The sequence below is a fragment of the Micromonospora sp. CNZ297 genome, assembly GCF_007827625.1.
Genome location: NZ_VISU01000037.1, coordinates 25,615 through 37,653, shown reverse-complemented (window position 1 = coordinate 37,653; position 12,039 = coordinate 25,615). Strand labels below are relative to the sequence as shown.

Here is a 12,039-nt window from a genome sequence, read left to right as displayed (position 1 = left end):
GTCGATTGCTGTCTTACCGGGAGCCTCGTCCTACCTGGACACCGGCCTCCCACACCGCCCGTGACCTGCGCCGTCACGATGAAAATGGCTCAAGGTAGTGGTAGAGATCGATCCGAGTCGAAAGCACCCAAGGGTGTGGATCAACGATCAAGCGCAGGTTTCGGTTCAGGTTAGGGCCTCAAAGGTCGAAGAGGGGCAGCCGGTCACCGAAGCCGATATCCAAGAAGTCCTTGCAGTCTTGCCACCGGATGTGGGTCCCAACAGTGGGTACGTATGCCTTGCGACCATCGGTGGCAAAAGGTACGTGACATTCGACTTTCGCTACAACCGCGAGCAGGTTGCCGGGCTTCTTCGGCGTGCTGAAGAATTTCTTTCTGTAGCGCGTGGTTGCTCTGAAACGACACCTGCCGTTGCATGCGACGTCGCCTACTCTGCGGCAGAACTGACAGTGCAGGCGAACATGTTGCTACAGCAGGAGCGGACCAAGAATCACTCGTACCGGCAGGAATGGCTCGACCAGTGGGTGGCACACGCCAACGCACCCAGCAGCCATGCTGAGACGCTAAGAGCGTTGCATGGCGCACGATCGGCGGCGCGATACGCTGACGGGAACCTTGATATTTCCGATGAAGAGCTTAATCGACTTTTAGGCACGGTCGACGAGATGATTAATTATGCGCGATCGCGTGCAACCTAGCGTTGATGCGATTTCGCAACAGGGGGCCACTCGTCCACTAGAACTGCATAGAGGAGCGAGTCTCGCCATGCTCCGTTGGTGAAGACGTGGTCCCGAATGCGGCCCTCGTACTTCATCCCGAGACGTTCGGCTACAACTATGGACCCGCCGTTGTCGGGTCCGATGGCAGCGGAGATGCGGTGTAGGCCCAACTCACGAAATCCAAAGTCCGTCAGGGTGCGGGCGGCGTCGGTGGCGTAGCCGTGGCCCACTGGTCGGCGCGGATGGCATATCCGAGCTTGGCGGCCCTCACGCCGTCGAGGCCGAGCCGAGCGAACCCGATCAGCTCGTCTCCTGGCAGGGTCACCGCTAGGTAGTACTCGTTGCGGGGCTCCGTCTTGGCCCGGGCCACCGCTCCCTCGATCATCGCCGTCGCGGCTTCAAGATCCCGGCTGTCGAACGAGAGCCACTGCGTCACGCGTTCGTCGCCTACGAGGGCAAGAGAAGGGGCCGCGTCGTCGCTGCGGAACTCTCGCAGGATGACGGCGCGGCCCTTCAACGTCACGGGGTACATGCCCCGATCTTGCCCTACCTGGGAAGGGCTTTCAGCGGCGTGCTCGTGTAGTCCTCGATCTGCTGGAGCAGGTCTCGCCCCTCGACCGCCAGCCCGGCCCGGGTGACGGCCTGGTGCACACGCTGCACCGAGTGGATGATCCCGTTGATGCGCTGGCTCGGCGGCAGTTCGAGCACCGGCCTTACGGCCTCGACGGCGCCCTCCAGATCCCGCGCGGCGATCCGTGCGATCGCCAGGTCAGAGTGTGATCCGGCCTGGTCACCAAAGGCCCACGCGGGGTCGTTGGGGTTGGCGTAGGCGTTGACGGCGCGGGTGGAGAAGTCGACTGCCTGGTCCGCCTCGTTGGGCAGCCAGGCAAGGGCGTCGGCGGCGCAGTAGAGCGTGCGGGGTTGGTTGAACGTGCAGATGCCGCCCAGCTCGTCCAGCTCGTCCACCTCGTCCGGCTCGACGCGATTCCATGCTTCTTCGGCGGCCCGAATCGCGCTGAGGGCCTTGGCACTGTTGCCGAGTGCGGCATAGCCGCGGGCTGCGCTGACCGGTAACCAGACGGAGGTCGTGCCTGCGGTGCCAGCGGCGATGTTGGTGCCCGCCTCCGCGTACCGGACGGCCTCGGCATACCGACCGGCCCAGTAGGCGACCATGGATTGGAGGCCGCGAAGCCAGGCCCTCAGCCCGTTGTGGTCGGCCTGGTCGGCGCAGAGGACGGCGGTGCGCGCTTGCAGCATCGCGGCATGCGGGTCAGCGAGGTCGTGGGACGCCTTGGCCAGGAGCCCGCTCGTGACGGCGGTGAGGAAGTGCAGTTGCCGGGCCTGCTGCGGCGTCTGCCTCCGCTCCAGTAGGGCGAAGAGGGTGTCCTGGGTTTCGACCATGTCACTCAACAGTTCAGTGAGCGGGCGCTGCGGGTAGGCCAGCGCCAAGCGCTGGACGTCGTCGCTCAGCGAGCAGATCAAGAAGGGCCGTGATCGGGCACGTAGCGGGCACGGCCAGCGCAAGGAGCGGTAGCAACGACTGAGGCCCCGGCCAGGAAAGCTGTCCTGAGCTGGGGCCTCACGTTGGAGCGGGTGACGGGAATCGAACCCGCACTGTCAGCTTGGGAAGCTGATGTTCTGCCATTGAACTACACCCGCAGGCGGCACCACTCTACCTGAAGGTCACCACCCCTGTGCATCCAGGTGCCCGCGCGCCACTTCGGCGAGGTGGCGGCATCGGCGGGCGGTTGACCCCGCCACCTCCCCGAGCTGGAGTGGATCAAGCGCCAACGTCGACAACGTATGGGCGTTCTCAAATGCGTCGATGGGATGTAACGTCTGCCCCACGTTTCCGAACCGGCGTGACACACCCCCTGGCACGCCGTCAGAAAGAGGTGGGCCCATGGGACTCCGTCCCAACCTGCTGACCCGGCGTACCGCCGGTGTCGCGACGTCGACCCTCGCGCTGCTGCTCAGCACCGCCGCCGTCGGCGTCGTCCCCGCTGCTTCGGCCTTCTCGGCCGCCCCGGCCGGCGTCTGCGCCGAGCCGGCCGACGCCCACGCCGACGAACACGCGAACGCGCGCGTCGCGAAGGGCGGCAACGCCAAGCTCGACCCCAATCACCTGACCGCCAAGCAGGTCCGTGACCGTGAGGCCGACCTCGCCGCCGCGCAGCGCGAGCGGGCAAGCTTCCGGACCGGCGCCGTCGCCCCGCTGGCCACCGTGACCATCCCGGTCGTCGTGCACGTCATCCAGGAGAACAGCACCCGGGCCGGCGGCAACATCACCGACTCGATGATCAACCAGCAGATCACCGTGCTGAACCAGTCGTACGCGGGCTCGACCGGCGGCGCCGCCACCGCTTTCGGGTTCCAGCTCACGAAGATCAACCGGGTGACGAACCCGTCGTGGTACCCGATCGTGCAGGGCTCCTCCGCCGAGCGCTCGATGAAGACCTCGCTGCGTGAGGGCGGCAAGAACACGCTGAACATCTACCTCGGCGAGCTGAGCAACGGCCTGCTGGGCTGGGCGACGTTCCCGAAGCGGACGCTGGACAAGATGGACGGCGTGGTCGTGCTGAACGAGTCGCTGCCCGGCGGCACCGCGACCAACTACAACCAGGGTGACACCGGTACCCACGAGGTCGGCCACTGGCTGAACCTCTACCACACCTTCCAGGGCGGCTGCTCCGGCTCGGGCGACAGCGTCTCCGACACCCCGGCCGAGGCGTCCCCGGCGTACCAGTGCCCGACCGGCCGCGACACCTGCTCGACCGCCGGCAAGGACCCGATCACCAACTTCATGGACTACACGTACGACTCCTGCATGTACCAGTTCACCGCCGGCCAGGCGAGCCGCATGCTCACCGCGTGGAACGCCTACCGCGCAGCCTGACCGTCGTACCGCGTACCGGTGCCGGCCCTGTCCTCGGACGGGGCCGGCACCGTTTCGTCGTGGGCCGGGTCAGGCGGCCGGGCGGCGGGTGTCGAAGCCGTGCCGGCCACGCCGCCCCTCGGCGGCGAGCGGGTCACGCCGGGCGGGTTCGGCCGCGCGCGGATCGAGCCAGACCCGCACCTGCGGCGGAGCGGCGCCGGGCTGCGCCACCGGGTCGCGCCGCGTCAGCATCGCCGCCTCGACGGTGAACTCGAACAGCCGCCAGTCGCCCTGCGGCGACGCGCGGCCGATCCGGGCCAGCCGGGCCACCGTGGCGGGGTCGGTCACCGGCCGGGCGCGGCCTGCCACGTACGCCTCGTCGTCGCTCTCCTCCGGCGGGAACGAGTGCAGCGCGTAGCGGCCGTCGCGTTCGAGGTCGCGGCGCTTCGGCGAGTCGATGACGAAGCACCAGAGGCCGTCGGCGGTGAACACCGGGGAGACCGGGTGGACCCGGGGGCCGCCGTCGGCGCGGACCGTGGCGAGGTAGCCGAAGCCCGGCCCGTACTGCTGCATCAGGAGGCGGATCTCGTCGGCGAGGCGGGGCTCGTCGGCGGCGAATTCGGACCAGGAAGCCATGTGGACACTCTATCGAACACGTGTACGAAGATGTAGTGCGACACGCAGGTCACCGGCACCTGTCGCTATGGTGTTCCGATGCTGCTCTCCGACCGCGACCTGGTCTCCGAGATCAAGGCCGGCACGCTCGCGCTGGAGCCCTTCGAGCCCACGCTGGTGCAGCCGTCGAGCATCGACGTACGCCTGGACCGGCTGTTCCGGGTCTTCAACAACCACCTCTACACGCACATCGACCCGTCGATCCAGCAGGACGACCTGACCTCGATGGTGGAGGTGCCGGAGGGGCAGCCGTTCGTGCTGCACCCGGGCGAGTTCGTGCTCGCCTCCACCCTTGAGGTGATCTCGCTGGGTGACCAGCTCGCCGGCCGGCTGGAGGGCAAGTCGAGCCTCGGGCGGCTGGGGCTGCTGACCCACTCGACCGCCGGCTTCATCGACCCGGGTTTCTCCGGTCACGTCACGCTGGAGCTGTCGAACGTGGCGAACCTGCCGATCACGCTCTGGCCGGGCATGAAGATCGGCCAGCTCTGCATCTTCCGGCTCTCCTCGCCGGCCGAGCACCCGTACGGCTCGGCCGTCTACGGGTCGCGTTACCAGGGGCAGCGCGGACCGACGCCGAGCCGATCCTGGCAGAGCTGGCGCACCTGGCCGACCCGCTGACGGCGCCCACAGTTGTTAATAGGGGCCCCCTCCTCTACCGGAGGCGTTAAGAGGGGGCCCTTCCTTACACCCGGCCGTAGCTGTTGATGTCGCCGTCGTCGACCCGCTTCATGGTGATCGGCTTGCCGGACTGGGAGGCGTGCACCACCCAGCCGTCGCCCACGTACATCGCCACGTGGTGCAGGTCGCTGTAGTAGAAGACGAGGTCACCGGCGCGCAGCTCGGCCCGGCTCACCCGCTTCGTCATGCCGTGCTGCTGGCGCGCGTTGTGCGGCAGCGAGACACCGCCCTTGGCCCAGGCCGCCAGGGTCAGGCCCGAGCAGTCGAAGTGATCCGGCCCGGCCGCGCCCCACACGTAGATCTTGCCGATCTGGGCGCAGGCGAACTTGACCGCCGCTCCGGCAGCGCCACCGGGGTAACCGGCGGGGCAGGGCGCCGGGCGCAGCGGGCCGCCGCCACCGTTGCCGTACACCTTGAGCCGCAGCTTCTGCAGCCGGGCGATCTCGGCGTCGATCTGCTTCTTCCTCGCCGCGAGCTGGGCCTCGGTGCGCGTCAGCCCGGCGATCATCTCGTCCAGCGGCTTCTTCTTCGCCGCCAGTTCGTCGCGCAGCGCGGCGACGGAGCGCACCTGCTCGTGCTGGCGGTGCGCGAAGCGGTCGAGCAGTTCCAGGCCGTTGACCAGGTCACCGGGTGAGCGGCTGCCCAGCAGCGCGTTGACGGTGGAGAGGTTGTCACCCTTGTAGGCGTCGGCGGCGAGTCCGCCGACCTGGCCGAGCGCGGCGTCCACCCGGGCCTGGAGGGGTGCGATCTGCCGGCCGAGCGCGTCGGCCTGCTTGCGCCGCGCGGCGAGCTGCTCGCGTACGGCGTTGACCTGTTCGATGACCGGTTCGAGTTTGTTCCAGTCGCGGTCGATCTGCGCCTCGATCTCGGCGGCCGAGGGTTCGGCGTGTGCCGCCGTGGCGCCGCCGGTCAGGACGACTGCGGTGCCGACGAGAGCGGCGAGGGCTGTGGTGAAGCGGGACCAGCGGGTACGCGGCACAGCCGTGGACCGGTCGACCGACCGGCTCGACGACGGCCGCGGGGCATGGAGTGCCACCGGGCGTCCGTACTCCTTCTTCCGTACCGCCTACCGGGTTAGCTGACGGATTCGGGCGGGAAGGGAGCCGCCCTACCGCATCGCTGCGGATTCACCCCAGGTACCTGGTTCCCCGGCTCGCCCGGAGGCGACTCGGCGGTGTCGGACCGTCACCGACCGGGTTGGACGGTGAGACGTGCGGCCGACGATTCACCAGAGTAGGGACCACCGTTATCGATCCGCAACTTCCAGCGCCGTGACACTCCGTACGCGATGAGGCACCACACCCCGGTCGGAGGTGAAATTTTCTTTCAAGGCTGATTACTCACTGGAAAGGTATTGACCCTCGCGGGTGTGCGGAGTGAGGGTGGAAACGCAGTGACCCCCATCCCTGTCCAGGAGGTTCGATGCACCTCTCCGCCCCGCCGTCGGGCAGACGGATACTGCTCGCCGCCGCAGTGGCGACAGCCACCGCGCTGGCGGCGACCGGCCCGGTGACCGCCGCGCCGGACACGTCTGCGTCCGCGAGCGACCGGCAACAACAATACGCCGCCGCCGCGGCAGAGTACGGCGTACCGCAGAACGTACTGCTCGGTGTCTCCTATCTGGAGTCCCGCTGGGACACCCACACCGGGCAGCCGAGCACCAGCGGCGGCTACGGCCCGATGCACCTGACCGACGCCGCGCACATCCTCGCCATGCCGGGCAGCGCCCACGTCGACGAGGACGAGGACCCGCGCGGCGACGACTCCCGGCCGCTGAAGCTCGACCCGGCCACCGCCGCCGCGCCGGAGCGGGAGACCCCGCTGCCGCCGGCCTCGCTCCAGACGCTCGACGCCGCCGCCGCGCTCACCGGGCTCGACGCGGGCACGCTGCGCACCGAGCCGGCCGCGAACATCCGCGGTGGCGCCGCGCTGCTGGCGTCGTACCAGAAGGCTCTGGGTGGGCCGGTCGGCGCCGGCACCGACCCGGCGGCCTGGTACGGCGCGGTGGCCCGGTACTCCGGCGCGGACACCTCGGACGCCGCGGCGGCCTTCGCCGACGAGGTCTACGACCAGCTCGGCCAGGGCGCCAGCCGCACCACCGACGACGGCCAGCGGGTCACGCTCGCCGCCACCGCCGCGAAGCCGGACCGTTCCCGCCTGGCCCGCCTGGGCCTGCGCAACGCCGAGCGGCCGGACGGGCTGGAGTGCCCGGTGCGGCTGGCCTGCGAGTGGATCCCCGCGCCGTACGAGCAGCTCAGCGACGACCCGGGCGACTACGGCAACCACGACCTGGGCGACCGGCCGAAGCAGCAGAAGATCGAGTACATCGTCATCCACGACACCGAGGGCTACTTCGGCCCGAGCGTCGACCTGGTGAAGCGGGCCGACTACCTGGGCTGGCACTACACGCTGCGCTCGGTGGACGGCTACATCGCCCAGCACATCAAGACCAAGGACGTCGGCTGGCACGCCGGCAACTGGTACGTCAACGCCAAGTCCATCGGCCTGGAGCACGAGGGCTTCGCCGGTCAGGGCACCTGGTACACCGAGGCGATGTACCGCACCTCCGCCAAGCTGGTGCGGCACCTGGCGCTGAAGCTCGGCATCCCGATGGACCGGCAGCACATCATCGGCCACGACAACGTGCCCGGCATCACCGCCGCCAACGTGGGCGGCATGCACTGGGATCCGGGACCGTACTGGGACTGGTCGCACTACTTCGACCTGATGAAGGCGCCGTTCCGCAGCACCGGCACGCCCCGTACCGGCCTGGTCACCATCGACCCGGACTTCGCCACCAACCGGCCGGCGTTCTTCGGCTGCAACCAGCAGCCGCCGGGCGTCCCGACGCCCCGGCCGCCGGCCGAACCGTGCCCGTCGCGCGGCTCCTCGTCGGTGATCCTGCGGACCGCGCCGAGCCCGGACGCCCCGCTCGTCAACGACCTCGGGCTGCGCCCGGACGGCACGCCGGACACCATGTACATCTCCGACCACGGCGCCCGCGCCTCCGCCGGTCAGACGTACGCGCTCGCCGGCCGCCAGGGCGACTGGACGGCGATCTGGTACCTCGGTCAGAAGGCGTGGTTCCTCAACCCGGCCTCCGCGCCGACGGCCAAGTGGGCCACCGGCTTCGTCGTGACGCCGCGGCCCGGCAAGGCCACCATCCCGGTGTACGGGCGGGCCTACCCGGAGCAGGCCGCCTACCCGGACACCATCCCGTACCAGACCATCTCGCCGCTTCAGTACACGTTCGCCGCCGGCCAGCGGTACGCGGTGGGCGGGGTGCTGCCCGGCGAGTACTACCGGGCGGTCTCGTTCGACGGTTCGGCACCGGGTGACCGGACCGTGGTCCGCGGCGAGAACCGCTACGTGCAGGTCCAGTTCGGTCACCGGATCATGTTCGTGAACCTGGACGACGTGCTGATCCTGCCGTCCCCGGTCGGCACGCCACGCTGACCCGGCACCGCACACGGGAAGGCCCCCGGTCCGCGTGGACCGGGGGCCTTCTCGCTGCCAGGGTTCCGGGTCAGGCGACCCGGACGAAGCCGGCGATCGGCATCGTGCTGATGCTCGACACCTGGACCGGTTTGCCGGTACGTGGCGCGTGCACCATCACCCCGTTGCCGAGATAGAGCCCGACGTGGTGCAGGTCGGAACCGAAGAACACCAGGTCACCGGGGCGGGCCTCGGAGCGGGAGATCCTGCGGCCCTCGTTCCACTGCGCGCCGGTGAAGTGGGTCAGCGAGATGCCCGCCGCCTTGTACGCGTACTGGGTGAGACCGGAGCAGTCGAACGAGTTCGGGCCGGTGGCGCCCCACACGTACGGGTCACCGACCTGGGCGCACGCCGTCTTGATGGCGGTCCGCGCGGCGCTGCTCACCACGCCGTCGACGGCGGGGCAGCCTGCCGGGCGGATCGAGGTCACCGGCAGCATGGCGGTCAGCCGCTTGATCTCCGAGTCGATCTGCTTCTTCTTCGCCGCGAGATCGTTCTGCTGCTTGATCTCCAGCGCGATCAGCGCGTCGAGCTTCTCCTTCTGCTTGTTGTACTCGTCGCGCACCTTGAGCACACCGGCGATCTGGCGGCGCTGGTCCTCGGCGATCCGGTCCAGCATGACCAGTTGCTCGGCCAGCGCGCCCGGCTTGGAGTTCACCAGCAGCGCGCCCAGCTCCTGCGACGGGCCCTGGATGTAGTAGCGGGCCGCGATGTCGCCGACCTTGTTCATGGCGAGCGTGGAGGCCAGCTCCAGCGGCACCATCTTGTCCTTCAGCGCCTTGGACTTCTTCTGGTTGGCGCGAAGCTGCGAGCGGACCTTGTTGAACTGCTCGATGGTGGGTTCGAGCTGCTGCCACTGCTTGTCGATCTGCGCGTCGATCTCGTCCACCGACGGCGCCGCGTGCGCCGGGGCGGTCAGCATTCCGGCGCCGACCGCGGCGGCCGCGACCAGGGTGACCAGACCGTGTACCACCCGTCGGAACCCGGCCCGCCGGCCGGGTGGAGCGCTCGGGGCGTGACGTTGAGGGGGCGTGGTTGCCACCGGCACGGACTCCTTTGCAACCGACCGCCGGGCGCCTCGCGAGAGGGAAGGTCGAGGCAGACGACCCACAGCGGTCGGTGCCTCACACTAGGGAAGGCGTCCGATGGAATCAAGGCGACCCTTTGTTCAATCACGTATCCGCAATCGGTTGCACACCAAGGGTATTCAATTCATCTTCCGACGATGGCTGTCAATACGTCGTCGAGCGTCACCACACCCATCGGCCGGCGTCCGTCGCTGACCAGCACCATGTGGCGGCGTTCGCGGCGCATCGCCAGCAGCAGATCGGCGAGCGTACGGTCCGGCGGCACCACCGCCAGCGGCCGGTAGATCTCGGCCGGCACGGGGGCGCGGCGGCTCGCCCCGGCGTACCCGAGCACGTCCTTGACGTGCACGAAACCGAGCACCCGGCGGGTGGCCCGCTGCACCACCGGGAAGCGGGACCGGCCGGTACGGGTCGCCAGCACCTCCAGCGACGCCGGTGAGACGTCCTCGGCCACCGTGGTGACAGTGGACCAGGGTTGCAGCGCGTCCGCCGCGGTACGGCTGTGCAGGGCCAGCGCGCCGGTGATCCGGGCGTGCTCCTCGGCGTCCAGCAACCCCTCGGTACGCGCCTGGGACACCAGCCCGGCCAGTTCCTCGGCGGTGAACACGGTCTTCACCGCATCGGTCGCCTCCACCCGCCACCACCGCAGCACCTGCCGGGACGCCCACTTCATCGCCAGCAGCAGCGGCTTGGTGGCCAGGCAGAACGCCAGCATGGCCGGGCCGAGCCAGAGCGCCGACGGCTCCGGCCCGGCGAGCGTGATGTTCTTCGGCACCATCTCGCCGACCACCGTGTGCAGGAACACCACCACCGCGAGCGCGATGACGAACGACACCGGGTGCACCGCCGAGGCGGGCAGCCCCAGCGCGGCGAACGCCGGCTCCAGCAGGTGCGCCAGCGCCGGCTCGGCGATCGCGCCGAGGCCGAGCGAGCAGACGGTGATGCCGAGCTGCGCCCCGGCGATCATCAGCGGGATCTGGTTCATGGCCGCCAGCGCCAGCCGGGCCCGCTTCGACGTCGCCGCCAGCGGTTCGATGACCGTACGGCGGGAGGCGATCAGCGCGAACTCGCTGCCCACGAAGAACGCGTTGCCGAGCAGCAACCCCACCGCGACGAGTAGTTCAGGCACCGCCGTCGGGCTCCTCGGGGCGTACCACCCGCACCTGTTCGATCCGGTGCCGGTCGACCTCCACCACAGTGAACTCGTACCCGGCCTCGTCGACCGCCTCGCCCGGCACCGGAATGTGGCCGAGCCGCGCCATGAGGAACCCGCCAAGCGTCTCGTACGGCCCGTCGGGCAGCCGGAACCCGGTCTGCTCGACCAGTTCGTCGGCGCGCAGCACGCCGTCGGTCAGGACTGTGCGCTCGCCACCGGGCACCGTCAGCTCCACCGGCCCGAAGCCGTCCACCGCGTCCGGGTCGAACTCGTCGGCGATCTCCCCGACCAGTTCCTCGACGAGATCCTCCACCGTCACCACGCCGTCGGTGCCGCCGTACTCGTCCACCACGATCGCCAGGTCCGCCCCGGCGGCCTTGAGCGCGGCCAGCACCCCGTTCAGGTTCAGGCTCTCCGGGACGTACACCGGTTCCCGGGCGACGGCGGCGACAGTGGTGGCCGCGCGGCGGGCCAGCGGCACACCCAGCGCGTCGGGCACCCCGGCGACGCCGGTGACCAGGTCGAGCGTCTCCTCGTAGACCGGGAACCGGGTCCGGCCGGTCCGCCGGGACGCCTCCAGCAACTCCGCGACCGTGGTGGTGGCGCGCAACGCGGTCACGTCCACCCGGGGCGTCATCGCCTCGGCGGCCCGCTTGTCGCCGAAGCGGATGGTGCGGCGCAGCAGCATCGCGGTGTCCGGCGGCAGCGCGCCGGCCCGGGCCGAGATGGCGGCGAGCAGGCCCAGCTCCTCCGGGGACCGGGCGCTCGCCAGCTCCTCCTGCGGCTCCACGCCGAGGCGGCGCACCAGCCGGTTCGCTGATTCGTTCAGCAGCCGGATCAGCCAGCCGAAGGTGCGGGAGAAGGCCCGCATCGGCGCGGCGGTGGCGAGCGCCGCGGGCATCGGGCGGGCCAGCGCCAGGTTCTTCGGCACCAGCTCGCCGAACAGCATCGAGATGAGCGTGGCCAGCGCCAGCGCGAGCAGGCCGGAGAAGCGTTCCGCGCCGCCGAGCGGGTGCAGCAGCGGCGCGAAGAGCCGGGCCAGGGCGGGCTCGGCCAGGTAGCCGGTGAGCAACGCGGTGAGCGTGATGCCGAGCTGCGCGCCGGAGAGCTGGAAGGACAGCTCACGCAGCGCGCGGCGTACCGTCGCGGCCCGGCCGTCGCCCTCGTCGGCCCGCCTGTCGATCTCCGCCCGGTCGACGGTGACCAGGGCGAACTCGGCCGCGACGAAGAAGGCGTTGCCGGCGGTCAGCAGCACGAAACCGACCAGGGGCAGCAGCGTCAGAAGCAGAAGGCCGTCGATGCGCGTGATTGTGGCACGCGCGCGCCGATGGCGGACCCCCCGTAGCGTGGTGCG

At 69.8% G+C, this 12,039-nt stretch carries 10 protein-coding genes, 1 tRNA gene, 1 pseudogene and 1 riboswitch; of the genes and pseudogenes, 4 read left to right on the top strand and 8 right to left on the bottom strand.

Going from position 1 to position 12,039, the window contains the following annotated elements:
* Positions 1 to 133 precede the first annotated feature (133 nt).
* Positions 134 to 697: a HEPN domain-containing protein gene (locus FB454_RS32815; RefSeq protein WP_186461712.1), complete on the top strand. Its 564-nt coding sequence runs from the start codon at positions 134 to 136 to the stop codon at positions 695 to 697.
* Here FB454_RS32815 and FB454_RS32810 read toward each other — a convergent pair.
* The 3 genes and pseudogenes from FB454_RS32810 to FB454_RS32800 all read right to left on the bottom strand — a co-directional run bounded on the left by FB454_RS32810 (position 694) and on the right by FB454_RS32800 (position 2,377).
* A pseudogene (locus FB454_RS32810) lies at positions 694 to 1,250 on the bottom strand (GNAT family N-acetyltransferase). The gene FB454_RS32815 and the pseudogene FB454_RS32810 sit on opposite strands and share 4 nt — an antisense overlap.
* A 14-nt stretch (positions 1,251 to 1,264) precedes the next feature.
* The gene (locus FB454_RS32805; protein ID WP_486481631.1) at positions 1,265 to 2,200 is read right to left on the bottom strand and encodes an NsdA family TPR-like regulatory protein; all 936 of its coding nucleotides are present in this window, start codon (positions 2,198 to 2,200) and stop codon (positions 1,265 to 1,267) included.
* A 103-nt stretch (positions 2,201 to 2,303) separates the two neighbouring features.
* A tRNA-Gly gene (locus FB454_RS32800) sits at positions 2,304 to 2,377 on the bottom strand.
* Positions 2,378 to 2,621: 244 nt separating this feature from the next.
* Between FB454_RS32800 and FB454_RS32795 the strand changes: the two genes are divergently transcribed.
* Positions 2,622 to 3,614, top strand: coding sequence for a zinc metalloprotease (locus tag FB454_RS32795; protein ID WP_013283326.1), 993 nt, complete (start codon positions 2,622 to 2,624; stop codon positions 3,612 to 3,614).
* A 69-nt stretch (positions 3,615 to 3,683) separates the two neighbouring features.
* Here the strand turns inward: FB454_RS32795 and FB454_RS32790 are convergent, their stop codons facing one another.
* Complete coding sequence (locus FB454_RS32790) at positions 3,684 to 4,229, bottom strand: pyridoxamine 5'-phosphate oxidase family protein (protein ID WP_030269661.1); 546 nt, start codon at positions 4,227 to 4,229, stop codon at positions 3,684 to 3,686.
* 78 nt (positions 4,230 to 4,307) lie between these two features.
* On the opposite strand from FB454_RS32790, the gene dcd reads away from it, so the two are divergent.
* Positions 4,308 to 4,886 carry a dCTP deaminase gene (gene dcd / locus FB454_RS32785; RefSeq protein ID WP_013283324.1) on the top strand — a complete coding sequence of 193 codons (579 nt, stop codon included), beginning with the start codon at positions 4,308 to 4,310 and terminating at the stop codon, positions 4,884 to 4,886.
* A 64-nt stretch (positions 4,887 to 4,950) separates the two neighbouring features.
* Here dcd and FB454_RS32780 read toward each other — a convergent pair whose 3' ends face one another.
* Complete coding sequence (locus FB454_RS32780; protein WP_145824169.1) at positions 4,951 to 5,982, bottom strand: C40 family peptidase; 1,032 nt, start codon at positions 5,980 to 5,982, stop codon at positions 4,951 to 4,953.
* A 13-nt stretch (positions 5,983 to 5,995) separates the two neighbouring features.
* Positions 5,996 to 6,130: riboswitch (cyclic di-AMP (ydaO/yuaA leader) on the bottom strand.
* A gap of 238 nt (positions 6,131 to 6,368) precedes the next feature.
* On the opposite strand from FB454_RS32780, the gene FB454_RS32775 reads away from it, so the two are divergent.
* Positions 6,369 to 8,402 (top strand): peptidoglycan recognition protein family protein, encoded by a 2,034-nt coding sequence (locus FB454_RS32775; RefSeq protein WP_145824168.1) that lies wholly within the window; start codon positions 6,369 to 6,371, stop codon positions 8,400 to 8,402.
* Positions 8,403 to 8,472: 70 nt separating this feature from the next.
* On the opposite strand, the gene FB454_RS32770 is transcribed toward FB454_RS32775, so the two are convergent.
* From FB454_RS32770 to FB454_RS32760, 3 genes are all read right to left on the bottom strand, one after another.
* Complete coding sequence (locus FB454_RS32770) at positions 8,473 to 9,483, bottom strand: C40 family peptidase (protein ID WP_013283321.1); 1,011 nt, start codon at positions 9,481 to 9,483, stop codon at positions 8,473 to 8,475.
* A gap of 170 nt (positions 9,484 to 9,653) precedes the next feature.
* A complete protein-coding gene (locus FB454_RS32765) occupies positions 9,654 to 10,658 on the bottom strand; it encodes a hemolysin family protein (RefSeq protein WP_013283320.1) in 1,005 nt (334 codons plus the stop codon).
* Positions 10,651 to 11,958 (bottom strand): hemolysin family protein, encoded by a 1,308-nt coding sequence (locus FB454_RS32760; RefSeq protein ID WP_013473367.1) that lies wholly within the window; start codon positions 11,956 to 11,958, stop codon positions 10,651 to 10,653. The genes FB454_RS32765 and FB454_RS32760 overlap by 8 nt, the downstream gene beginning before the upstream one ends.
* Between the last annotated feature and the right edge of the window lie 81 nt (positions 11,959 to 12,039).

Coding starts and splice junctions, on each gene's coding strand:
- FB454_RS32790 (WP_030269661.1), bottom strand. CDS start 4,229: ATGGCTTCCTGGTCCGAATTCGCCGCCGACGAGCCCCGCCTCGCCGAC.
- dcd (WP_013283324.1), top strand. CDS start 4,308: ATGCTGCTCTCCGACCGCGACCTGGTCTCCGAGATCAAGGCCGGCACG.
- FB454_RS32775 (WP_145824168.1), top strand. CDS start 6,369: ATGCACCTCTCCGCCCCGCCGTCGGGCAGACGGATACTGCTCGCCGCC.
- FB454_RS32795 (WP_013283326.1), top strand. CDS start 2,622: ATGGGACTCCGTCCCAACCTGCTGACCCGGCGTACCGCCGGTGTCGCG.